Here is a 23,758-nt window from a genome sequence, read left to right as displayed (position 1 = left end):
TTCAAAGGCCGGACCGCTTAGGAAGCGGCACATACATCTGCACATGGGTCTGGGTGGAAAACTCGCCTGTCAGAGGCCCATGAGTCTTGCCGTCGCTATGCCAGGCGATCGCCAGTTCTGAGATCAGCTGTTCGCCAGTCAACTGGAGGCAAGGCGTGATCTCTCGAACGAATTTGGCATCGCCATTCTCATCGGCCTTGAAAACATTCTCGGTCCCGTCCCGGGAGCCGAGCGGCGTGTCATAGAAGCCGAGAAAGGGCTCGGTCGGCGGCCAGATCGCAAAGTCATGCCAGACGGTATAGAGGCCGTTCGGAACAAGCTTCTCAAACCGGAGATTCACGATACCTTTGCCGTTTTCACAAGAGTAGTGCCCGCTGCCCCTGGCAGCGAACCAGTCTCCAAGGGTAATCCCAAGCGCTTTTCCGCGCCGCCACGGGCCCGTGTTTTCAATCTGAAGAGGCGTGTGCGGAACGGCGTCAGCGGGTGCATACAGTGGAGCATCCATGTTTCTCGTCGCGCCGGTTGGACGAAACACCTCGCCCGATCCTGCGACCCTTTCGAAGAAAACATCCTGCTCGGCCAGTTTTTCATCTATGTGAAAAATAAAGGTCAGCGACATGCTTTCATCCATGTCATAGGCCGCATTGGCCGAAGCCATTTGCACAGCATCGTCGGCCAATGAGGGCAGCGTGGTTGAAAGCGCAAGCGATAGCGCCAGAAGTGTACGTTTCATGTGATTTCCTTCCTGGGTTTCCAGTTGGGTGCTCGGACCAGGCCGGGTCCTGAGCCTGATGGTCCGCCTCTCGCGGACCCGACAAGGTCCGGTGTCTGCAAGGTGTCACCGGAACAGTGTTTGAAGATTCTCGTTATCGGCTGCTTTGAGGCGGCGGTTGCAGAGGCAGGCCGGAGGGCACGCGTTCCGGAATCAGATCCTGCCGATCGCGCATCGCCGGATCGGTGAGGCTTTCAAGGAATGCGACCAGCTGCCCGACTTCCCTGTCACTGAGTTCAATCGGTTCAAGGTCGTTTGCTTCAGCAATACGGTTGGTCAGGCGGACATTGGTTTGCACCCATGTATCGCGGCGGTCGAAAGCATTGCGGCGGGCCGGATTCACTGGTCTGAAGATCAACTTCGATCCCTTACCCGTTTGTTCGATGACGGCGTCGAGAACCGGTAATTCCGTGCCTTGATACGCTTCCAGAGACGCTTGCGGTGCCAGATGGTGCCGAACGATACCTTCAAGCGTGTCATAGGCCCCCGAGTGTCCCCAGGGCCCGGTAAGCGCGACGTTCAGCAGTGACGGGGTTCTGAAAGAAAAGAGGTCCTCTTTTTCAAAGGTGACACGAAAACGCCCCTCATCCTCCAGGCGATCCATGAAACCACTCGCATGCCAGTAGCTCGTGTCGCTGCCATGTCCCTTTCCCGGGCCGGTCTGTGGCATTGCGATCGCGTGAAAGCCGTGATCTGTCATAAGCGGACCCGAATGACAGCTGTCACACCCGGCCCGCCCGTAGAACAAATCGATGCCGGCCCAGACATCGTCGCTCAGTCTTGCAAATTCACCATCACGCAGGGTTTGTTCAAACGGACTGCCATTTGATCTGAAGGCGACAGCCTGAAATGCAGCAAGGGCGTTGGCTGCCTGAACGAACGAAACCTTGCTGGAACCGAAGGCTTCGCGGAACATTTCGCGATACACGCCGATCCCGGAAAGCCGCTTTGCCAAAAGGTCCCAGGCGTCGGCTGGCCGGTCCTCGGCGACCGCCGTCGCCACCGGGTTTTCGCCTTTTTGCCCTGCCATTTCGACGGGCGATAGCACTGGAAACATCGCCTGGGCCGCAAGGAGACTGTCTAGCCCTTCCGGCAGATGCTCACGCGCAGGGCTCCAGAAGCCGCTCTTGAATACGCCGGCCGCGTCGGGCTCCAGGCGGCCATCATGGAAAAAAGCCCGGTAGGAGCGTGCGCCGATGTTGTAAAGCGGCTGTGCATTTCGCGGAACGCGACCTGTAACGCCACTGCGACCGCTGTGGCGGTCCGCTCCGAAACCCTCACCGCCCTCGCCGATCGACAGAGCCAGATCGTCACCGGTGCCCCGGCTTGGATCGTGGCAGGTACCACAGGAAATGTTCCGGTTTCCCGACAGGATCGGATCGAAAAAGAGCATGCGTCCAAGTTCGATCAGTTTGGGATCAGGAGCGCCATCGTGGAGATAGTCTTCATCTTCCAGCGGATTTGGCAATTCGCCCGCCTCAGCAGGTAACATTGCCGCCAGGCCAACAGTGGACACCAGAACAGCATTCAGGGACAAACGGGACATCTTGCCTCTCCTTCATCGCTTCTGAGGACGTGAATGTCTGCGCTCGTCGCCCGGCGAGCAGCTCCGGCGGATCGCCACCATGAAGGGCGATGACGCGGCTCAACTGAAAAATATGACTTCTTCGTCGAAGCTCCGCGCGGAGCGGGACCGGATGCGGCCGCGCCCGGCAACATGCCGGCCAGTTGCGTTCCGGGCTTTGTGCCTTGCACAAGAAATTCACTTGAAGGACTTAGGGAGTTTTCGCAGCCACTGGCGACGGGTGGGCCGTCTTCAAGCGCGATGGCCAGACCGGAGACAACAGCAAGCGCCAGGACCAGTGGCCCGGCAAGAGGCCAACTTGATCGTTTCATTAGTCTTTTCCTCGGGTTCGTTGATTTCGCTTCTCGTGCGGCCGCTCTCTTGGGGCTACGCAGCACTCAGGTTTTTCTTGGCCGCGAGGCACACCTGTTCGATATGCCGATGATCCGTACCGCAGCATCCGCCGAGCACGACCAGTTGCGGCATGAAGCTCTTCAGCTCCGCATAGTCGCGTCCGGTCTCCACCGGGTTGCCATCGTCGAGTTCTTCGGCCTCGTCGAGTTCGGCATGGCTGAGACGCGAGGCGTTGGCGCGTATCCCGCAGATCCGGTTGCGCCACTCGCCACCTGTGCGCAATGTCTCCTGGAAATGGTCCGGATGAGCGCAGTTCAACATGAAATAGGCAGGCCCGAAGTCGGTCTTCGCATCCACTTCGTTGATCGCTGCACCAAGAGGCTGGCCGGTTGGCAGACGCCCGTCGGTTTCAACAGTGAACGAGATCACGACAGGTAGACCGTGCCCTTGCGCGGCCCGAACGATACCGATTGCTTCCGGGGTATTGTTGATGGTGATTGCGGTCACCAAATCCGCGCTTGTCTCGGCAAAGGCACTAACCTGAATGGCATGATAGGCTTCTGCTTCCGACGGCCGCATCACCTGCCCGGGCACGTAACCGTCACCACGCGGTCCAATACACCCTGACAGTACGCTTTTCAGTCCGGGAAATTCTGTCCGCATGTCAGCCATCAATGAAACTGAGCTTTGATTGAGCGCGATCAAATCGTCCACGCCAACATCAAGTTTTTCGGCCCAGTCGGGGCTTGCCCGCCACGTCGCACTTTCAAACACGAAACCGGTTCCGTGTGCCGCGGCAACAGACGCGTGGCTTCGGTAATAGCGACGCAGTGCTTCACGGCCATCCTCCGTGGCCAGCAAAGGGAAAGCAGCAAAGAGTGGCAGATCGATCCCGTAGTCGAAAATCAGCGTCGTTTCGATACCCCCATCCGTAACGAAGAGGTCGCCGCTCATCTGTGGAAGGGTCTTTGAAAGTTCTTTCATGTCGCTTCTCCTGTAAGCGTTGACGGGAGAAGGATCGGACGAAGACCGTTTTGCCTCCGTCACAAATGCCGGCGGCACGTTGTGTCAAACGTCAAATTTTCGCTAAATCGTCGACCCGGCGATCAATCTCGACGAAAGCGATTGATGTCCGGGCCTGACCGGAGCATGCCACAGCGAAATAGCAACGGGTGTGTTCGCACGCGGTTCAAACTACCGCTCGAAGCGACAGAAACTGCGATGGCATTAGATGAATTGTGGGGAATAGCGACCGTGTTGAGATCACAAATCAGCTCGCCCTGGTCAGCAGGCTTGGACGCCTGGGCCGCGTTCACTTGCGCTGAAAAGTGTCAACCATCCGCATCGAACGTTTCCAGCATTCGTGCGACTTTGCCTTCTGCTGCCTCGAACCGCTTTACGACCGCTCGGCAGTGCGGGTTGAAGCGGTAAACGTCGCGGAACAGGTCTCCGTCCTGGCGCACGCTCTCGACCGCATCCATCAGAAATCCGAAGGACAACGTGTCTATTTCGGTGCGCAGGAAATCGCCGTGGGTGACAACCTGGCCGATGTAATGCGTCAGAAAAAGAGTTTCCGCCAAAGCCCGATCATGCTGGTCTGCCGACATTTCCAGAACGACCAGTCCGACCGAATTCAACGCAGCCTTGACGTCATCATAGACAGCCGGTTCAAGCGAGTGATCAGTGAGAACGATGCGCAGGCCTTGCAGGCTCTGGCCGATCTTCGAATAGCTGTGTGGCCCGAACATCGGATGTGTCGCGATATACCGCAAGGGTTTCCCAGACCGAGCTGCCTGTGATTTCAGCAGCTCGGCCGTATGCAACTTCACGGTCGCCACATCCGCCAGCACGCTGCGCTTACCCAGCCTGGGGACAACGGCGTCCAGGGTTGCAGCAAACTGACCGATCGCGGATGCGATTATGACGACGTCGCACTGGCAAACCTCGTCGAGAGAAAAGAACCTGTCATTATCCGGTTCCGCGCGTCTGGAATGAATGCGGACGCGGATCCCGGGCACAAAGCGTTCGGCAACTTTTTCAAGGAAAGCACCAAACTGTCCGTAGCCAACGATCCCAAGTGTTTCGATCATTCCCGTGTTCTCCGGACCATCCAGCTCTGCGCCCCTTCACCGGAACGCGCCTGACTTTCAAAGGCACCGCGCCGGCAACTTATTTGTCGCGCTATCCTCATGCGGACACGATCGTTTTGCGCGCACACTTTCTATCCGGGCAAGTGTGCGTGGTACAGCCCAGACGACAGTCTTTTAGCCTCAAGGATAGGAATGATATCCCCTGCCATATCCGGAGCTGTGTCCGCCCTTCATGGTACCGAGCGTGTTTGAACCTGGCTTCAGAAGCGCCCTGACCTCCGCCAGTTCGGCATCCGTCATGATCGCGGTAGGATCGCGCTGCCGCTTTTTGGTTTCAATCTCTGCCCATAGGTCGTTGAGCCTGTCGTTTTGCGCGCGCCGCTTTGCCTTTCTTTTGGCAAGACTTTTTCCTGCAGTTCTTCGGGTGAGCCTCTTTCCCGCAGTTTTTGCCAGTTTGTATCCGAGACCCACTCCGGTGACGCACGCCACGATTTCAAACGTGTCGATGATCTTTTCGACGACTTGAAACACCGCGAGAGCCTGTTCGGCTCCATCGATGGTTCTGGAAAGATAATCTGCCAGCATGCGGGCGTTTTGCTCGATCAGACACAACGTAACCAGCATATGGATCTGCGCTTTGACGACATCTCCGCTGATCAGGGCGCCGCGGTACTTTTCCTGGTACTTTCGCGGAGCGGTCCAGATCGATTGACTTGGCAGCGATCCACCACCGATGACGTCGGCAGCAAATGCCGCAATTGGTTGTGCGCGCCGATTGCGTGCAAGTTCCTGATGTTTATCCCAGGTGTTTTCGAAAAATGTGTGCGTACGATCTGAGGCGCGATTCAGTTTGGATTGAACGGGTCCGGTTAGAACGGAGCGGTAATAACCGGCTCCCAGCATGGTAACTCCAAGAAGCTCTTCCCGGTCAATCATGGCATCCTTCGTCTCGATAAGGTCGCCCTTGATCCCCAATGAAAACCAGAATTCCCACAGCGTCGGGTCCTGTCTCCTGATGTCATACGGCCTTCGCAGCCGCAACCAGACACCCTTGGTGTTCAAGATGTTGCGCACCCTCAGGAGGTAATCAGCCTCGTCGGGATTGTTGGTCCGGGGCGTCAGGGCATCAGCAGTCAGCATCTTTTTGTGATCAAGCCTCACATACGCGTCCCGTTCGGAAACCTTTACCCGACGGTCCAAAATACGATACGCGCGCCGCTTCTTTTTCGGATCGTAGGCGACGAGGTTTCCACCGCGCCCGATCACCGAAGCCTCAATCGCTTTCCGGAATTCCTTCACGTAGACCGGGTTCAGGAACTCAGCGTCTATGACCCTTTGAAGCTGAGCAACCTGTCCTTTCGAAAGCAGGCGCTTCAGGTACGGCACAGTCGCTATGAGCTCTGTTACGTCCGGCGCACCAAGCTCACGCGCTTTTCGAAAACTGGTCTTCTCATTTGCCATTTGCCATGCTCCTTCCAAAGCAGAACAGGCGGCAACGGCGGAATGTCTTGAAGATCATCCATTCAGCCAATGCCACTATTCAATTATAGATTTGTCAGGTGGGCTCAGGCCTTCGTATTCCCGGCGATGTCCCAGGCAAACTCCGGGGCAGCCCCTTTCGAACCGTCAGGTTTTTGCTCGGTGTAGACCATCTTGTACTCCCCGAAGTTCAGGGACAGGCATTCAAACAGGCGCTCATCGTCACTGCCTTCATTGTTGATGCTGGTCACGATGATGTCCTTCATCTCGATCTTCACATATTCAAGCGGGTTTTCCCCGGCCGCCTTGCGGACAATCAGAGATCCTTTCGGGATATGTTTTCCGGTAGACAAATGTTGCCAAAGAGCGGGTGAAGACTTGTCGACATACTTGTTCACGGTGAGATCCATGAAATGCGCTTTGCCGGATCCGGAGCCCCCTCCCATATGCGTTGTTCCGGATTGCGTTGCGCCCCATGACCAGGCCAGGACGTCAATCTCGTCCTTGTGGGTCTTGTCCTGAGCTTCTCCCTTGATGCCTTCCAGTTTGAGAAAATGATCGACTGCCATTTTAAAGTTTCCTTCGATTTGCTTCGTTTGAATGAACTCACCTCGGTCTGAAGACTGTCGGGTCTTGAGACGTCGGACATCCGTGCATTGCGCCTCAGGACGAGGCACATGGACCGCCACTCCGGTGGATCCGCGCTGTGAGGCTGCCGCAAGATTTCAGCGGCCTTGTTGTCAAACCTTTCACGCTGCATCTCTGGCAAGGCGGCGCTTAACGAATAGGAAGCCTCCGTTTTGCCTCCGTTACAAAAGCTGGCTAAGCCGCATGCGAAGCGTTAAATTTTCGCCAAAACGGTTTCTCACATGAGGTTGCTGCTGTTGGATGGATCGCGATAACTGTCTGGACATACGGCTGCTTGGCCGGCTGGAAGTACACTTTGGTGAACGGATACTTGCGTTTCCGACCCGCCATGCAGGCTTCCTGATCGCACTGCTCGCTCTCGAAGGATCTATGCGCCGCGAAATCGCCGCCTCCAGGCTCTGGGGCGAACGCGATGAAGCGCAGGCACGCGCGTCATTGCGGCAGACGATCTATCATATCCAGAAGGTTTTCGCTTCGGCGGGAGCGCCGGAACTGGAGGTTACCCGGCAAACCATCTCCTTGAAAGAACGCTCGTTTCAAACTGACGTGGATAGTCTTCTGGACAGTTTGGAGGCAAATCCCACCTCCGCTGTAAAGACTTATCGCGGCGAGATTCTTGGCGCTGTCGGTCGCGTTGATCCGGCTTTTCAGGATTGGCTCGATCAGGAGCGGCGCTCGATTGGCATGAAGATCTCTGAAGCCGCGTCCACTGCTGCAGGCCGTCGCCATTCCAGGAAAGACTGGGCAGGTCTTGAAGCCGTTTCTGCACTTGGATTGAAAATCGACCCCTTCAACGAGGAAGCGCTTCGCCATCGCATGGAAGCACTCGTGCACATGGACAGGCGCGCATCTGCACTCGCGATTTATGAAGACTTCAAGGAAGGACTTCAGGCCGCGCTCGGGATCGAACCCGAAACCGTTACTCAGGATTTCCGCGATCAAATTGCAAACTGGAGCGCTGAGCCGGCACCGGCGCCCGATCCGGTTCCGTCAGCTTCCACTGAAGTTACGTTTCGAGAGCGGCGAAGCGTCTCACTGCTTGCGGTCACGCCATCCGAAATAGCCACGGATCCGGAAGAATTTGCGACGGACTTTGCACTGGTGAGCACGCTTTTGAAAGACACCCTTCAAGATGGTTCGGCACAGATCCTGGAACAGGCGGGGTCCGCTATCGCCTGCGTCTTTGGCGCTTCAGGTCTGGTCGAGCGTCACGCGGAAGCGGCAGTGCACACAGCCAGCGCGTTGGCGGGGCAAACCGGGGATGCCCTAAAGTTGGCAGTCGTCTCCGGCGACATCATCGATACTGCATCCGATGGCACAGACGATATCGATCTCACCGTCCTGGCTCCGCTCCTGGCAGAGGCAAATGCTCTGCTGCAGACCGCCGAACCGGGGAGAAGCAAGCTTTCCCCGGCAACATCGTCCAGACTGAGCGCAAGGCCAACCCAAAAATCTTTCATAGCACGCGAAGCCGAGCTCGATGCGTTGAAGTCCGCATTTGCCCAGTCGCAATTTAGCCAGGCACAGGTTGTCGGAATCGTAGGTGAAGCCGGGATTGGCAAATCGACGCTGCTTCGACAGTTTCTGCGCGCATGCGAAGGCGCAGAAGTGCTTACAATTGAGGGTTACGACCGTGAAGCGTCGCGTTCATTTGGCGCCATCGCTCGATTTCTTGCTGCGCGGATTTTCGGCGGTGAAAACCCCAGTCGCGCATCGGTCGACGCTGCTATCGCCGAAAGGCACATCCGCGACGTGCACCGCGAAGTCCTGTTGGACCTTTTGGGTCTTGCCACCGAGGCCGAGCGGCACAGCCTTGTTCGCGAAGAACAGCGCCTCAGGATCTTCAAGCTGGCTCGCGAAGTCATTCTCCGGGCGTGTGAAAACGGCGAGGCCATCCTGGCGGTGGAAGACGTGCACTGGCTCGACAGAGACTCAGCGGAGTTTCTGGATCGGCTGATCGGAGAGATATCGGCGTATCCTCTGACCGTTGTCACGACGTTTCGCCCCGAGTACCAGGTCAGCTGGATCGGACGCAGTTCATTCCGCCTCTTGCGATTGACACCGCTTGCACATGAAGACGCCGAGGCAATGATTTCTCCCTGGGTGAAGGGACTGTCAGAAAACATCCGCGAAAAGATACTGAAACGCGCTGCGGGAAATCCGTTCCTTCTGGTGGAAACCGCAAGGGCCGTTTCAGCTGGCGGTAAAGAGGCACTTGATGATGTACCGGCTACAATCCGAGACATTCTCAATGCGACGGTCCATCGCCTTTCGTCCGACAGTCGACGTGTGCTTCAATGCGCCGCCGTGCTTGGCTTCGAAGCACCGGACAGCGCAGTCGCCGCTTTGACGGGTTATCAAGAAACGCGTCTGGATGATGCTCTCGCGGCGCTCAGACAGGAAGAGCTTGTGGTTCGTAGCGGTTACGGCTCGTCTTCACGGCACCGTTTCCGGCACGCGCTTCTTCATGAGGCTATCTATGCGACGATCCCAAAGACGGATTCAAAGTCGCTGCATGCCAGCGCATCTGCGCACCTGAGAGAACGCCCCGACATTGATCCAGCCGCCATCGCGCACCACGCCTGGTGCTCCGAAGACTGGCGAGAGGCCGTTGAATGGTACCACCGGGCCGGTGACCGCTTTGCCATGCTGTCGTCCTACGCGCTTGCGTCCGAGGCTTATGGTTACGCCGTTGACGCGCTCGCCAAATGTCAGGACCATCAGGATTCGCAGAAAAAGCGCCTCGAGCTTGCGCTCAAGCGTCGCCCGGTTCTCGTGCCACTCGGGCTATATGAAACCGCGCTCACGGAGTTGGACACGGCCGAAACCCTTGCAGAACGGATAGACAGCCGCAGCTTCCGCGTCGCTGTTCACATCAGCAAAAGCTACCTGTTCAGCACCCATGGTTATCTGAAAAACGCCATCACGCATGCCAGACACGCAACTGCCTTAAGTGACCAAGAGGAGCAAACCGCCTATGAGGCAAAACTGGCGGAAGGCCAGGCGCTGTCCCTTATGGGCGATTGGCAGACCACGATCGCGCTTTTAGCGCCGACCGTGCCGTATTGGGAAGAGCACAGGCACGAAAGGTTCGGTCACACGGGAACGAGATCTGTCTGGTGTCATGGCCATCTTTCCAATGCCTTTGGCCTCAACGGCCAGACCGAGGCTGCTCTCAGGCACGCCGAACGGGCGTTCGATCTTGCGGGCGAAACCAAAAGACCGCTCGATACGATCTTTTCGCTCCATCTGCTTGGAAGGGCACAGAACTTTGCCGGAAATTCGGAAGAAGCACTTTCTCTTCTTATGGAGGCGCTGCAGCGTGCCGAAGAGATCGATGCCCCCATTTTCCGGTCCTGGTTCGCCTGCGACGCGTTCCCATTGCTTCTTGCCCGCGGACGGATCGACGAGGCAAGCATCTTGTTGAACCGTCAGATCGAGGTGGCGCAACAGCTCAAACTGCGCCAGTTCCACGGTTGGCTTCGTCTGAATAAATCTGAGTTGCTTCGAGCAAACAAGCGCTGCGAAGAGGCGGAAGCTGAGGCCGCCGCGGCTCTCCGCTCTGCAAGGGACATAGGCGATCTTGTGCTCGAGCCCACCGCCCTCAAGGTTCTGGCGCAATACAAAAGTGAAACCGAACGTCATCATGCCATCGAGGCTGCACAGGATCTGGCCGCACAGCGCGGACTTTCAATTTTGCGTTGAGCGATGCTTCAAGAACGCACACGTTCGGTGTTCGGCAGCCGCTCGAATTTGGAACTGATCCAGCTATCGAAAGCTCTAACGCAGCTTAGGTCATCCCCTCATAAAATAGGCTGCGATGGCGCGGCAAACGGCAATGAGCTGCAAGGAAAGGCGCGAAAAGCGGGCTTCTTGCCCGGTTGAGCGCTTTGACGCAGCAGATCGAAGCCGTTTTTGCGTCCCTTCGGGATAAGGTGATTTTGCACGGCTACTTCGTTGCGAAACTTTAAAAACCGGGCGGTTACCCGCAGTTTCGCGCCTCGTATCCGATCAAAATCATCCATACCATCGCAGTCTATTCTATGAGAGGATGACCTAAAGCATTATTTGACAGTTTTTTAATGCACCGAACCTCCATTTGAGTAAGGGTTTCAGGCGGATGTAACGGCGATTTGACGCATCACCAGGAAATTGCCTGGTGTTCGCATCAAGTCGCAAACCTTTCAAACGCTCGTAATTTCAGAGTTACAGCTGAACGAACCGATCCGTCTGCTCGCTTCAAAAATATATATTTTTCAGCGACTTGCTTGCGACTTCTTGAGAATTTCTGTCATGGAAATTGAGGACCAAGCAAGATGCCCATTCCTAATCAACACGCATTCCAGCTTCTCAACAGTGGTTACGACGACGTTCCCAGTGTTCTGTCAGAACAACAGGCCAGAAAGGCAGCGCGCTACAACGCAAAGCGGGCACGCCGCATCGGCTGGTCGCACCACTGGTCAGGCGTTTGCCGCGTCCTGAAAATATCGAACGGTCTTTTGCAGGCAGATGATTTCAGCCAATTTGTCGCGCAGTTTCAGATGACCAGGAAACTCAATCCTGACGGTATGCTGGGCGAGGATACCTGGCGGCAAATGCAGGCAGAGGCCCGTGTCGTCATCAGGAATTTGCCGCCCCCTCCATGGCTCCCGGTTTCTGCCCCCGGGCGATCACCGATCAAAGCGATCGCTGTGGAAGCCTTGAATTTGAATGCGCCCTGGATGGACGTCGCGTTGCGCGAGCGCGAAACCAACTGGCTCAACGACGATGGCAGCGCTGTCGTCGAGGGCGATACGCGCGTCGACGAAGGCTATTTCGAGGCGTGTCCGTACATGGGTAAACGCGCCTGGGAGCGCAAAAAGAGCCACGAGCGCGACCTGGAGAACGACCACTGGTGTTCGGCATTCGTGAATTTTTGTCTCCACACAGCCGGATACAGTCATACCGGCAGCACCGGCGCCTTCTCGTTTTTGCACAGAAGGCGCTGGCGTTTCCAGGCCCTGGACGAACCAAAACGGGGGTGCGTCATTGTCATGAAACACAACAAGAAGAAGTGGCACCACGTTGCCTTTCTTGATGAGGTCGGTGACCTGCCCTCAAATCCCAAGGGCGACATCAACTCGAAGAAGTACGATGGCTATACGATCCTGGGAGGCAACCAGGGCGGCAACAGTGTCAACTCGAAGGAGTTTTACAACTGGACCTTTTACGATGCGAAAGACCAGTATGGAAACAGGTCGCCGTATCTCTATCCGCTCAGAGGGACTGAGGACGCAAACTGCAATGTCGAATTGCCGACGGCTGCCCCGCACTTCTGCGGCGAGCAGTGGCAATAGTTGCGGGTCACTTCTAAGTTTCCCGGTTCCTGTCCCTGGCAGATGCATGGGCCTGGATCAATGAATGAAGGATCGATGGCACCGAAAACCGGTCGCATTCATCACTAGAAAGCTTCACGCCGAGCGACATAGCCCCCAGCTGCGATTTATTGAAAAGACGCAGAGAAAAAGTGCTTGCTCGATCGCGGCATTGGTTGAAGCGCTCCAGCACCAGCAGTCGCATCTGTCGGGACTGCGGAGCCATTGCCGGTTTGCAGCATATTCAGCATCGCGGCCAATCCGGCCGGCGACGTTCCGTACGTGGCAACCTTTTTGCGCTGCCACGTCAGAAAAAATGTATGGGTTCAGGTGCCGTCAGGCCGGCAGCCTTCGACCCGATCAATGCATTGACAGCCATTCACGCGCGGAGCGCTGTGCTTCGGCAATCTCTGACGGGCTCATTTCGCCGGAGATTTCCTTGCGATACTGAGCAGCGTCCTTGTTGCCTTTAAGCGCAGCGATGTTGAACCACTTGTGCGCTGTTACCAGATCGGTCGCGCCGTTGCGGCCGCAGGCGCTGTCCAGTCCCATCTGGAACAGGATATCAGCAGTGATAGGCTTTTCGCCCATGGCGGCCATATCGGCCGAGTGAATTTCAAAACGAGCCATAACGCTCCCCTTTTCGTCCTCTGTTCGACTTCCCCAGAAACGCAAGTAATTGCGAGTTTGTCCCCGGCGTTTCTTGAGCTCTACTTCAACAGGAGCAGTTAAATGGCTCGTAAAAAAACAGGTTTAACGCAAAGCGAACAAAACTTTAAACAAGTCTGAAATTTACGCAGTGGTAATCATGAGGCGGCGATTTCATCAAATATTTCAACCAATTTACCCTGGAAATTCATCAACCGCATAAACGCTCTGTTCACCAAGCCAAGAGTTTGGTTTTCTGGTTCGGCACAACAAAAGCCAAACCACCCCTTCATGCGACGGAGCCGGTAAATGTCAGAAAAGGTGATTGTCTTTCTTCATGGAACCAATGCCACTTCCTGGACGCTGGACCCGATCCGCCACTTTTTCGAGGCTGAGGGCTATACGTGCCACAGCCCCGTCTACCGCTTCCACGATCTTCCGGAAGGAGAAGAGCGAACACAGGCACTGAAAGGCGTCAGCATAGCTGACTACGTAGCTGATATTGCGGCGTTCATTGAAACGCTTGAGCAAAAGCCCATCGTGATCGGACATTCCCTTGGAGGACTGATCGGGCAACTGCTTTCCGCGCGCGAACTGATTGAAGCGGGCGTCCTCATTAACAGCAGCATCATCAACGGAACCGTCCCCACCACAGAGATGGAACGCGCGCTTGGCAAAATGTTCATGTCCGCCGGCCCGTTCTGGGAAGACGTCCCCGGACAGGATTTCGACTTGCTGGCAGCTTACGGGCTCAACACGATGCCGGTGGAACAGCAGCATGATATCTGCGACCGGCTCGGCACGGAAAGCGGACAGGTTCTCTTTGAACTGTTCTTCTGGATGTACGACGTCAATCAGACGACCAGGATAGACTTCACCCGTGCAACCGCGCCCCTGCTGTTTCTCTCCGGGAGCGAAGACAAGGTTGTGCCGCCGACAACAGCCAAGACGATGGCGGATCGCTACGGTACCCGCGCGACCTTCATCGAGGTTCCTGGAAGATGTCACTACATGCAGCTGGAAGAAGGGCGTGAAAAGCTCGCACAGCACTGCCTGGAGTGGATTCGCGCACTTTGAGGCAATCCGGTTTTTTCCTCTCAAACCACCCGCACGGCAGCCTTGCGAAAAAATGCCGATCAACTGCGCTCGGGTGACAGGCTTTTGAACGCAATGCCCCCTGGTTCTGGCTATACGCCCTCGCCTTGCGTTGGCCCAAGGTATCGCGCAAATTGATCATGCAAATGCAGTGGCCTAGGTTGCCAAGCACCGACATCTGATCACGCCGGATGGCAGTTGCTCTCCATCTAGAGCAGCATTTTCTTGTAGCCCAGATGACTTTGGTCATACCCGAGCCGGCGATAGAAAGGGTGTGAGCCTTCGCGCTCCCGGTTCGATGTCAACTGCAACATGCAGGCATTGAACTGTCGCGCAAGGTCTTCCGCGTGCGCCATCATCTTGCGGCCAACACCTTTGCCGCGCTGATCAGCGCGCACGTGAACGCTTTCAAGTTCGACACGCGGCCGGCCCTTGAAGGCCATCCCCTTCAGGAAATGGATCTGATACGTACCGACGACTTCTCCGGCCTCGTTGAGGGCGACATAGATATCGACTTCCGGCGCTGCGATGAGCGCTTCGAGAGCGGGCCGGTAGTCCTGCCAGTTGTCGAATTCCCTGTCCTTGCGCACACTCGTGGCACCGGCATTTATGATGGCAACGATGTCGCGGAGGTGGCTAATCGCAGCCTTTTCGATTTGGATTTCGGGTTCCACTTTGCGCACCAATTTCCCTTGAAAAGCCATGGAACGCGCCGCGAAGCGGACTGCTTGGCAGTGCCCGAGCGTGCCATTGCTACAATTTGACTCAAATGCATTTTACCTGATGTACCAAGATTTAAACCGGCGTCCATACCCTTAGGTTGAATTTGGATCAGCTTGTGAGGCATGGGCGTGATTGACTGGGGCGGATTTGCAATGGCGGCCGGATGCGGCGCAATTGGTGCAGCTTCTGTTTGGGGGCTGTCCGCGTCGGCCCAACCCAACGCCGTCAGAAGGGGGCATATCTGCTTCCTGAGCTATGGTTGGCCGGTAAAGTGCCTTGCCGCATCGCTTGTGCCGTTGGCGATATTGTTTGTCTACGCGATGGCGCATGCACCGGCAAAGCAGATCGCCTTTGCCTTTGTCATCACGGCCGGTTTTCTCGCGATGACGATCTTCGTCAACTACCAGGTTTTCTTTGTCCGCCTGGGCTATGACCGCAACTTCATTCACTTCAACAGCCCGTTCATGCGAAGCAAGTCCGTGTCGTGGGACAATCTTGAATTTGTCGGCCGCTCTGCTCTCGTCCAGGCGGACTATATCGAAGTCGCCGGCATTGGCCGCATCTGGTGCTCCAGCTTTTCGAACGGTTATGACGAGCTTGGACAATTTCTGGAACGCAAGACGGATACGCTGCTGGCATCACAAGCCTAGAGCCCGGTGCCCTATTGGCAGAGAGTTTCGTCCGGTTTCAATTCGGCAACACCCCACCAGGTGGTTCGCCAGCCATCTTCTTTCCAAAGATGCGGCCAGGATCCCGTCAGATAGTCGGTCGAGACCGGCTCCCCGGTTTTGGCGAAGACAACTTCCTTGAAGCGCTGATCGGCCGGTTCATCAGGCCGCCTGTCGCCTTCTTCCCAGACGAAGAAGCATTTTTCGCGCGACGGCACTCGCGCCGGAATAGCATCTGTGACCACGCGCGCGCCTGGAAACAGCACGCGGAGATTGCCGCCCGTATAGCCATCGTCGGCGATCAGGGTCGCCTCTCCGGCGCCGAGTGCCTGAAGTGGTGATTTGAGGTCCGCATAGGGTTTCATATGGCGGCATTTGCCGCCGCACCAGAACTTGTCAGGCGCCACAAGGCCCGGGACACGCGCGAGAAAGACGACTGCTCCCGTGGCGATGACAACTGCCGTAAGCCAGCGCCACCGCCTGCCAAATCCGAACCGTTCAAGATCGGCGAACAGATAGATCGGCAACAGCAGCATCAAGGGATGCATGTGGCGCTCCTTGACGTAGGTTGCGCCCGTAATAGCAATCATGACCGCCGTCAGCAGGATCATCGCCAGCACAGTACGCCCGCACAAACGGGCAACCTCGTTGACCGCGAGCGTTGCCGGTTCCTTCCTGCCAAGATAGCGCGGCCAGAAAAGCAGCAGCAGGACCGGTAGCAGGATGACGGAAAAGCCCAGGAGACCGAAGGCAAGCTTGCCAAGCCCCTCTCCTGCCCGCGAAAAATGAGATGTTTCTGATGCGACACCCATGGTCTTTGAGACAGAGGCAAAGAGCTGCAAGCCTTCTGTGAGGATCCACATCGCATAAGGGCTGTAGACAACGGCGGCCGCGACCGGAACAAGGACGAGACCCGACAGCCTGATTTTTCCGCGCCACGCACCATCGCTGAGCGCGGCCAGAACGAGCGCCACAACAAAGATCGGGTAGGAGTGCTTGCCAAGCAGACCCGCACCCGCGACAGCGCCGAACAAAAGATAAAAACCCAAACGCCCGGTCTCGAGCGCCTTGACGAAGAAAAACGCACTCGCCGCGCAGGCAGTGGTCAAAACGACCGTGTGCGTCACACCTTCATGAAGGTTCCAGCCGAACTGGTAGTAGAGCGAATAGGAAAAGGCGCATAGCGCTGCAAGCCGCGGATCTTCAAGTGCCTTGCGCGCAATCAGGAACAGGAACAGCGCAGCAACCGAAATCAGGCCGTATTTCACGAAAAGAGCCGACCAGATCGTCGGACCGAAAATCTGCTGCGCGGACCAGAGCAACCACTCGTAAAGCGGTGGCTGGCGAAGCATGTAACCCGGCTCCAGTGTCTGAACGAGCACGTTTTCGAACATGTCGTCCGTGCCGAGAACCGGTGTCGACAAGGCGCGCAGAAGCAAGTGTGTCAGGCCCCACAAGGCAACAATGCCCCAGACGGCCAAGGGTGTGGCATAGAACGGAGTGTCAGCGCCGCGGGATGGTGCTTCTGGCAAAGGCTTCATAGCAAGCGGGATACATGATTTCCCATCCCATGTAACCCATCAAACAAATGCGGCACCGGGAGAGCGCCTGCGTAGGAGACGCCCTCCACCGGTTTGGTTCGTGTCAGAGCGCAGGCAGCGGCGGCAGCGGGGTTTTCAACCACTTCTGCGACAGTTCATCGAGCTTGCCGTTGAGCTTCTTGTGCAGGACGAACACATTGACCCATTGGAGCAGGTCGATGTTTCCGGTTTTCACACCGATATAGGACGGCGAGTTGGCGATGATGAATTTGGTCTCCAGGTTGAAGTCCGGATTGTCGTTGGAAATTCCAAGCGCAACCATGTTGCCGGTGACGATTATATCGGCCTGTCCCGAGACGTAAGCCGCGATTGTGGCTGCGTTGTCGCCAAACCGGATGATCTCAGAGCCCTCGGGTGCATCATCGGTAATTGCCAGATCTTCCAGGGTCCCACCCGTCACTGCAATTTTCTTTCCGGCAAAGTCTGCAATCGTTGCAACAGAAATGTCCGGTTTGGCAAACGCGCCGGAAAAGAATGGCGCGTAGGCATGCGAGAACCAGATCGACTTTGCGCGTTCCGGGTTGGCACCGAGCGTTGAAATGACAAGGTCAACCCTGTCGGTTTCAAGGAAAGGAATTCTCTGCTTCGACGTCACCGGGACCAGTTCGAGTTCCACACCGAGATCTTCGGCAATCATCTTGGCAACGTCGATGTCATAACCTTCGTACTCGCCGTCCGCGCCAAGGGACCCGAAAGGCGGGAAATTCTCAGGCGTTGCGATCTTGATCGTACCAGCTTCCAGGATGTCCTTGAGTTCCGCCGTTGCCGGGCTGGCGAAAACCAGCGCAGCCGACAGTAAAACCCCTCCAAGACCAGTTAGTTTCTTCCACATTTCGCGACCCTCCTTTTTGGTTGAACAAGCGCGATGTTTCAGGCGGCGGGTTTGCCCCCGCCCGCCGACGATGCTGATCCGAGCCGCTTTTCAAGGCGGCGCGACCAAACGGACAATGGAAAACAGAGACTGAAATAGATGATTGCCATCAGCGGGTAGATGAGGAACGGCTGGGTGCCCGGAACGGGTGAGTTCGCCCACCGTTTTCCCACCGTCATCAAGTCATGGAAACCGATGATATAGGCAAGCGACGTCCCCTTGATGATCTGCACCATGAACCCGATCGTCGGCGCGATCGCCAAACGCACGGCCTGCGGCAATATGAGCAGGATCATGATCTGCAGCAGCGTGAGACCAAGAGCCTTGCCGCCCTCGTGCTGGCTGCCGGGCACCGCGAAAATAGCGCCGCACCAGACCTCTGCGAGATAGGCACTGGTGTAAAGGGTTAGAGCCAGACCGGCCGCGTGCCAGGGATCGATGCGCAACGAGAACAGATGCGGCACACCCAGTCCCAACAGGAACAAGAGCATCAACAGCGGAACGGATTGGAACAACCATGTGTAGACCGTTGAAACGCCAGACAGAAAACGTCCAGGGGTCACGCGCGCCGCGGTGACAATCATGGCAATCAAGCCGCCCCCGACGAAGGCGATCAGCGACAGGTAGATCGTGTACTGGGTCGCCTCCAGCAGCTGAAACAGGACAATACCGAACGGCTTGCCCAAAACCTCTGCGAACAGGTCTTTCACCGGACAACCTTCCACTTGAAGAGCCTGTCGTGAAGCAGACGCAGCGCGCTTTTGAACATGAGCGACATGAGGACGTAGATCACGGTCAGGGTGAAAAAGACCTCGAAGGATCGAAAGCTACGGCTGTCGATAAAGACGCCCGCCCAGGTCAGGTCGGTCACGCCGATTTCCGATATCACACCGGTCGTCAAAAACAGGAATATGAACTGGCTGTTCAGCGACGGGTACATGGCCGCGACGGCCTGTGGCAGGCTCACCTTTACGAAACTCAGCCATCTCGGGATCCCGAGCGCATCCGCCGCCTCGCCTTGCCCGGCTTCAACAGAAGCAAGGCCTGCGCGCAGGATTTCTGCGAAATAAGCAGAAAAATTCACCGAAAGTGCCAGCAGTGCGTGTCCCCAGAACGGCCACTGGTAGCCGAACAGGAGCGGCAATCCGAATGCGATGAAGAACATCTGGACGATCAGCGGTGTGTTACGGATGAATTCGACCCATGCTGTCGCCAGGTGCATCAGAACCGGTACCCGGTAGTGCCGGAAGGCTGCGAGGAACAGCGCAGCGATAAAGCCGAGTATGCCGCCGCCTATTGTGAGAAAACCGCTAACCAATGCTCCCTGAAAGAGAAGCCAGAGATACTCAGGATTACGATAAATTTCGAAAAATCTCAGATCAGCCACTTCGACTGAACCGCCAAGTTGCCATTGTACAAGGACGCCCCCAAGCCCGCTTGAAACCCAGGGATCTTCTGCAACGTGCGTGCCAAGCGGAAATTGACCTATCCGCCAGTGCCTCGCCCTGCTTGAGGGCGCGTTCCATCGTGCAAACGCCCAGAAAAAAGGCAGCCAGCTAATCAATTGACCAGTTATTGCCGCGAGTTCGCAGACCATTCGCCCCGCAATGCAGTGGGTCGAAGTCAAATCTGGCGTTTTCAGGTGTGCATAGACCACGCCAACACGGTTACAGCACAGCCTTTTAATTTCAGACGCGATAGGTCGCCAGTTTGTAGGCCGCAAATGAAAAAAAGACACCCAGTCCGGTTTCGATCCAGCGCCGTTTGCGACGATAGAAATCAACGACGGGCTGCGTGGAAAAAGTCACCGCATAGGCAAGGTGGCCGAGGACAGACATCAACGTGCAGCTGGCGATGAGTGCCAGCCCCACCCACAATGGCGCGTCCGGACCCAGGCCGATGCCGACAATCGCAATCCAATGAAGAGCCGCCTTCGGGTTGGTCATCTGTATGGCAAGACCCTGAAGCATGAGCCGGTGCCCACTCGCCGGTTTTGCAGCAAGATTTGCGCCCGGCGATGCCGCGGAGCGCAACGCCTTATAGGCAAGCCAGAGAAGATACAGCGCTCCCAGCACTTTCAGGATCGTGATCGCATGCGCGTAAGCTGCAATGAGTGCCGTAAGACCGGCAACGGTCAGTGTTGCCCAGATGCCGGATCCGAGCCCGACGCCCAGCGCAAGCTTTGCACCCGCGACACGTCCGCGCTCCATGGAGGTTCCGATGATTGCGAGGATGTTCGGACCAATACTGACAAAACCGACCGCGAAAATGCCAAGCGCCAGCAAAAGGCTTGTAAGATCCGCGTTCACGCTCGCTCCCGGCAGGTTCTGAAGTGTTTCGGTTCCGCGGAGCGTCCCGCTGCAGCAGGTTCAGCGTAACAGGTCTTTCCGCCCGAACTCAATCCAGGAACGTCCAGGTTTCGGCACCATCGAAATTTCGCAGCCCGATTGTTTCGATCGTACCGGGTTCCGTAAGCTGCAGATTTACCGCCATGCGCTCTTTCCCCTGCCCTGCAATCCCTTCCCAGTGGGTCGTCGCACCGCAGGTGCGGCACGTGTGGAAAGCAATCTCCTTGTCACCATGCGAGTAACGGATCGTTGCTTCGGGCGCGGCTGTTATCGTGATGTCACGCGCATCACCGTGTCCCCAGACGGCGCCAAGGCGGCGGCATATGGAACAATTGCACGCTACAGCATGCCGCGGCGCGGTCCTTAACTCGAAAGAGACAGCGCCGCAGTGACAGGTTCCAGTGATGGGCAACTCAACTTCCGACTGGCCGCCGTTACTGGACATGGGTCACTCCAAGCCGATTTTCTGCTTCAACAGGTCGTTGACCGCCTGCGGGTTGGCCTTGCCCTTGGATGCCTTCATCACCTGCCCGACAAACCAGCCGACCAGATTAGGCTTGTCTTTCGCCTGTTCGACCTTGTCCGGATTAGCGGCAAAGATCTCATCGACAATCGCCTCAATCGCACCAAGGTCCGTGACCTGTTTCATACCGCGATCTTCGACGATCTGAGCCGGGTTGCCGCCTTCGGTCCAGACAATCTCGAACAGATCCTTGGCGATCTTTCCGGAAATCGTCCCGGCCTTGATCAAGTCGATGATCGACCCGAGTTGATCAGCAGATACAGGGCTTTCGGAGAGGTCTTTGCCTTCCTTGTTAAGGCGGCCGAAGAGCTCGTTGATCACCCAGTTGGCGGATAGCTTCGCATCGCGGCCCTGGGCAACTTCTTCAAAGAAATCCGCGGATGCCTTTTCAACGACCAGGATATCCGCGTCATAGGCGGTCAGTCCGTAGTCGCTCACGAACCGGGCCTTCTTGTCGTCCGGAAGTTCCGGAAGGTGACCGGCAAGCTCGTTGACAAAATCCTGTGTGAACTCGAGCGGCAGCAGGTCCGGATCCGGGAAGTAGCGATAGTCGTGCGCCTCCTCTTTCGAACGCATAGACCGTGTTTCGCCTTTCGCGGCATCGAACAGTCTGGTTTCCTGATCAATCTCTCCGCCGTCTTCCAGGATCGCTACCTGGCGGCGGGCTTCATATTCGATTGCCTGACCGACGAAGCGGATCGAGTTGACGTTCTTGATTTCACAGCGCGTGCCGAAATCGCCCCCCGGGCGGCGCACCGATACGTTGACGTCCGCGCGCATGGAGCCCTGGTCCATGTTGCCGTCGCACGTGCCGAGGTAACGCAGGATCGTGCGCAGTTTCGTGAGATAGGCCTTTGCTTCATCGGACGAACGCAGGTCCGGCTTGGAGACGATCTCCATCAGCGCAACGCCTGACCGGTTGAGATCGACGAAGGACATGGTCGGATGCTGGTCATGCAGCGACTTGCCGGCGTCCTGCTCCAGGTGCAGACGCTCGACACCGATCTCGACCTGTTCGTCAGGCATGTCGAGCAGGATCTTGCCTTCTCCGACAATCGGCTGTTTGAACTGGGAGATCTGGTAGCCCTGTGGCAGATCCGGGTAGAAATAGTTCTTGCGGTCGAACACGGATTTCAGATTGATTTCCGCTTTCAGACCCAGACCGGTGCGGATTGCCTGCCGCACGCACTCTTCGTTGATCACAGGCAGCATGCCGGGCATGGCCGCATCGACGAGGCTGACATTGCCATTCGGATCCTTGCCGAATTCGGTCGAGGCGCCGGAAAAAAGCTTGGCTTCGGAAGTCACCTGGGCGTGGACTTCCATGCCGATCACGATTTCCCAATCGCCGGTCGCGCCCTTGATGAATTTCTTCGGATCGGGTGTGCGTACGTCGACAATCGTCATCTTCGTCAAAAATCCTGTTCTGTTCGATTTCGCGCCTGACCAAACAGCTCAGCAGTCATGTTGCGGCGCGATTTTTGTCCGCCTGTTGACCTATTCGGGAATTGCCCCGGCTGCAAGGATTTCCTTGTGCGTGGCACCAGCTTTCGCACAAACAGGTCACTCGGCGTTGGTTTGCAAAAAACGAACCGGCGTCTAGCTGTCTTTGAGGGATTCCTGCAGCGCGGAAAGTTCAGAAAGCAACTTCTTCGCTTTTTTCCACTCGCCCGCCCGGATCAATAGTTTCTCGGCGCGCACGAGATCCTGCTCAATCCCGTCGCCGTCAATCAACAATCTCGCCAATTCGTAAGCAGCGTTTTCCTGATGCCCGTACGGCTTGCTGTACCAGCGTGGCATGGTACCGAGCCGGATCGCATGATCGGCGTCCAGCTTGATCACCGGCGGCGTGAACAAGAGTGGTGGCTTAAGTGCAACCTCGTACCATTTAATTGCCTCGCTAACATCGCGTTCCAGGCAAAAGTAGAACTTGTGGTTATGACAATTGCCAAGCCTGTTTGCCGCCTGCGTTTCGCCGGCTTCTGCTGCCTTGACCAGCCACTTTTCAGCCTCCTGATATTCGGCCTCCGAATTCAGGATCAATGACCAGCCAAGCTCTCTCATCGCCTGGTGATGACCTGCATTCGCAGCTATTCGAAGCGCGTCGTGCTTTTCGGTCAGGCTTAAGCCGGGCTTCTCCTTCCAGGTAAGCGCGGCACCGGGATCACCGTCATTCATCAGGACCATGACGCGGTCCAGGTCCTGATTACCCGCACTCAGAAGACGGTCTGCGTCATCAATTCCCGCCTTTGCTGCTCGCTCAAGCCAGGACGTGTTCTTGTCGCGTTCCTTGCGATTGTCCTGACCGTAATTGACGCTGAACATGGCTATGTTCCAGTAGGATGCGCCGACACCCGCAGCTCCTGTCTCCTTCCAGGCGCCAATGGCGGACTTCGTTGCCTCCTTGCGAATGTCGCGTCCAGCATTGATGGACGCGTGGTATCTGAGCGCATGATAGTTGCTGTTGCCTATCGGGTCTCGTTGCAGGCGCAGGACCCAATAGACCCACTGTGCCTGCTCAAGACTTCCCGCCCGCACCAATTCGGCAGCTTTCGAACGTTCCCAGACCCGAACGAATTCCGGTGGAAACGCGACGACGGCCAAAAGTGCGGTCGCAACAAGGGCGGCAGAAATCCTTCCAATCATCCCGTCGGGATATCACGCGCGTCTAAACAACCGTTTCAAATAGACGAGAAAATCGTCTGCAATCTGGAAACAAGCCAGGGCGTCATCCGTTGTCTGGCTGGTTCTGCGCCTGTCCGGTACGCATGATGAAGCCGATCAGCACGGCAACTGCCTGATAAAGTTCAACAGGAATTTCCTGATCAATCTCGATCTGAGACAAGGCCTCCGCCATCATGGGGTTCTGCTCGATAGGCACTCCGGCTTCTTGCGCGAGCCTTTCGATCTGTTCCGCGATCGTTCCGGTTCCCTTTGCCGTTACGACCGGCGCTCCCTCGTTTTCATAGCGAAGAGCGACGGCGAGCTTCTTTTCGGGTTCGTCGTTCGGATCCATGCCA

23 protein-coding genes are annotated in these 23,758 nt (G+C 56.6%); 4 read left to right on the top strand and 19 right to left on the bottom strand.

Annotated elements, in window-relative coordinates:
- Position 1: 1 nt before the first annotated feature.
- The 7 genes from ABVF61_RS20710 to ABVF61_RS20680 all read right to left on the bottom strand — a co-directional run bounded on the left by ABVF61_RS20710 (position 2) and on the right by ABVF61_RS20680 (position 6,828).
- Entirely contained in the window at positions 2-733 is a 732-nt protein-coding gene (locus tag ABVF61_RS20710) for a hypothetical protein (protein ID WP_353995428.1), read from the bottom strand.
- A 133-nt stretch (positions 734-866) separates the two neighbouring features.
- Positions 867-2,318, bottom strand: a complete 1,452-nt coding sequence (locus ABVF61_RS20705; RefSeq protein WP_353995427.1) for a cytochrome-c peroxidase — start codon at positions 2,316-2,318, stop codon at positions 867-869.
- A complete protein-coding gene (locus ABVF61_RS20700; protein WP_353995426.1) occupies positions 2,300-2,668 on the bottom strand; it encodes a hypothetical protein in 369 nt (122 codons plus the stop codon). The genes ABVF61_RS20705 and ABVF61_RS20700 overlap by 19 nt, the downstream gene beginning before the upstream one ends.
- A gap of 55 nt (positions 2,669-2,723) precedes the next feature.
- The gene (locus tag ABVF61_RS20695) at positions 2,724-3,674 is read right to left on the bottom strand and encodes a homocysteine S-methyltransferase family protein (RefSeq protein ID WP_353995425.1); all 951 of its coding nucleotides are present in this window, start codon (positions 3,672-3,674) and stop codon (positions 2,724-2,726) included.
- A 347-nt stretch (positions 3,675-4,021) separates the two neighbouring features.
- A complete protein-coding gene (locus ABVF61_RS20690; RefSeq protein ID WP_353995424.1) occupies positions 4,022-4,780 on the bottom strand; it encodes a prephenate dehydrogenase/arogenate dehydrogenase family protein in 759 nt (252 codons plus the stop codon).
- Positions 4,781-4,960: 180 nt separating this feature from the next.
- Positions 4,961-6,241 carry a hypothetical protein gene (locus ABVF61_RS20685; protein WP_353995423.1) on the bottom strand — a complete coding sequence of 427 codons (1,281 nt, stop codon included), beginning with the start codon at positions 6,239-6,241 and terminating at the stop codon, positions 4,961-4,963.
- Between the two features lie 104 nt (positions 6,242-6,345).
- On the bottom strand, positions 6,346-6,828 hold the full coding sequence (locus tag ABVF61_RS20680; protein ID WP_353995422.1) for an Hcp family type VI secretion system effector: 483 nt from the start codon (positions 6,826-6,828) through the stop codon (positions 6,346-6,348).
- Positions 6,829-7,147: 319 nt separating this feature from the next.
- On the opposite strand from ABVF61_RS20680, the gene ABVF61_RS20675 reads away from it, so the two are divergent.
- Positions 7,148-10,612, top strand: a complete 3,465-nt coding sequence (locus tag ABVF61_RS20675) for an ATP-binding protein (RefSeq protein WP_353995421.1) — start codon at positions 7,148-7,150, stop codon at positions 10,610-10,612.
- A 98-nt stretch (positions 10,613-10,710) separates the two neighbouring features.
- Here the strand turns inward: ABVF61_RS20675 and ABVF61_RS20670 are convergent, their stop codons facing one another.
- The gene (locus ABVF61_RS20670) at positions 10,711-10,932 is read right to left on the bottom strand and encodes a hypothetical protein (protein ID WP_353995420.1); all 222 of its coding nucleotides are present in this window, start codon (positions 10,930-10,932) and stop codon (positions 10,711-10,713) included.
- A gap of 291 nt (positions 10,933-11,223) precedes the next feature.
- On the opposite strand from ABVF61_RS20670, the gene ABVF61_RS20665 reads away from it, so the two are divergent.
- Complete coding sequence (locus ABVF61_RS20665; RefSeq protein ID WP_353995419.1) at positions 11,224-12,243, top strand: hypothetical protein; 1,020 nt, start codon at positions 11,224-11,226, stop codon at positions 12,241-12,243.
- 378 nt (positions 12,244-12,621) lie between these two features.
- Here ABVF61_RS20665 and ABVF61_RS20660 read toward each other — a convergent pair whose 3' ends face one another.
- Positions 12,622-12,891 carry a hypothetical protein gene (locus tag ABVF61_RS20660; protein ID WP_353995418.1) on the bottom strand — a complete coding sequence of 90 codons (270 nt, stop codon included), beginning with the start codon at positions 12,889-12,891 and terminating at the stop codon, positions 12,622-12,624.
- A gap of 327 nt (positions 12,892-13,218) precedes the next feature.
- Here ABVF61_RS20660 and ABVF61_RS20655 point away from each other — a divergent pair, with 327 nt between their 5' ends.
- On the top strand, positions 13,219-13,986 hold the full coding sequence (locus tag ABVF61_RS20655) for an alpha/beta hydrolase (RefSeq protein ID WP_353995417.1): 768 nt from the start codon (positions 13,219-13,221) through the stop codon (positions 13,984-13,986).
- 227 nt (positions 13,987-14,213) lie between these two features.
- Here the strand turns inward: ABVF61_RS20655 and ABVF61_RS20650 are convergent, their stop codons facing one another.
- Positions 14,214-14,678: a GNAT family N-acetyltransferase gene (locus ABVF61_RS20650; RefSeq protein ID WP_353995416.1), complete on the bottom strand. Its 465-nt coding sequence runs from the start codon at positions 14,676-14,678 to the stop codon at positions 14,214-14,216.
- Positions 14,679-14,855: 177 nt separating this feature from the next.
- Here ABVF61_RS20650 and ABVF61_RS20645 point away from each other — a divergent pair, with 177 nt between their 5' ends.
- A complete protein-coding gene (locus ABVF61_RS20645) occupies positions 14,856-15,377 on the top strand; it encodes a hypothetical protein (RefSeq protein ID WP_353995415.1) in 522 nt (173 codons plus the stop codon).
- A gap of 11 nt (positions 15,378-15,388) precedes the next feature.
- Here ABVF61_RS20645 and ABVF61_RS20640 read toward each other — a convergent pair whose 3' ends face one another.
- The 9 genes from ABVF61_RS20640 to ABVF61_RS20600 form a co-directional block, all read right to left on the bottom strand.
- Entirely contained in the window at positions 15,389-16,936 is a 1,548-nt protein-coding gene (locus ABVF61_RS20640) for a glycosyltransferase family 39 protein (protein WP_353995414.1), read from the bottom strand.
- 103 nt (positions 16,937-17,039) lie between these two features.
- Positions 17,040-17,828 (bottom strand): transporter substrate-binding domain-containing protein, encoded by a 789-nt coding sequence (locus ABVF61_RS20635; RefSeq protein WP_353995413.1) that lies wholly within the window; start codon positions 17,826-17,828, stop codon positions 17,040-17,042.
- 38 nt (positions 17,829-17,866) lie between these two features.
- On the bottom strand, positions 17,867-18,577 hold the full coding sequence (locus tag ABVF61_RS20630) for an amino acid ABC transporter permease (protein WP_353995412.1): 711 nt from the start codon (positions 18,575-18,577) through the stop codon (positions 17,867-17,869).
- Positions 18,574-19,254, bottom strand: coding sequence for an amino acid ABC transporter permease (locus ABVF61_RS20625; RefSeq protein ID WP_353995411.1), 681 nt, complete (start codon positions 19,252-19,254; stop codon positions 18,574-18,576). The genes ABVF61_RS20630 and ABVF61_RS20625 overlap by 4 nt, the downstream gene beginning before the upstream one ends.
- A 301-nt stretch (positions 19,255-19,555) precedes the next feature.
- Positions 19,556-20,176 carry a LysE family translocator gene (locus ABVF61_RS20620; protein ID WP_353995410.1) on the bottom strand — a complete coding sequence of 207 codons (621 nt, stop codon included), beginning with the start codon at positions 20,174-20,176 and terminating at the stop codon, positions 19,556-19,558.
- 88 nt (positions 20,177-20,264) lie between these two features.
- Positions 20,265-20,660, bottom strand: a complete 396-nt coding sequence (locus ABVF61_RS20615; RefSeq protein ID WP_353995409.1) for a GFA family protein — start codon at positions 20,658-20,660, stop codon at positions 20,265-20,267.
- Positions 20,661-20,663: 3 nt separating this feature from the next.
- Entirely contained in the window at positions 20,664-22,145 is a 1,482-nt protein-coding gene (gene gatB, locus ABVF61_RS20610; RefSeq protein ID WP_353995408.1) for an Asp-tRNA(Asn)/Glu-tRNA(Gln) amidotransferase subunit GatB, read from the bottom strand.
- Positions 22,146-22,337: 192 nt separating this feature from the next.
- On the bottom strand, positions 22,338-23,384 hold the full coding sequence (locus tag ABVF61_RS20605) for a tetratricopeptide repeat protein (protein WP_353995407.1): 1,047 nt from the start codon (positions 23,382-23,384) through the stop codon (positions 22,338-22,340).
- 82 nt (positions 23,385-23,466) lie between these two features.
- Positions 23,467-23,754 carry an EscU/YscU/HrcU family type III secretion system export apparatus switch protein gene (locus tag ABVF61_RS20600; RefSeq protein ID WP_353995406.1) on the bottom strand — a complete coding sequence of 96 codons (288 nt, stop codon included), beginning with the start codon at positions 23,752-23,754 and terminating at the stop codon, positions 23,467-23,469.
- Positions 23,755-23,758: the final 4 nt, after the last annotated feature.

This window comes from Roseibium sp. HPY-6 (genome assembly GCF_040530035.1).
In the GTDB taxonomy this organism is placed as follows: Bacteria; Pseudomonadota; Alphaproteobacteria; order Rhizobiales; family Stappiaceae; genus Roseibium.
This window is presented reverse-complemented; position numbering and strand designations above follow the sequence as displayed.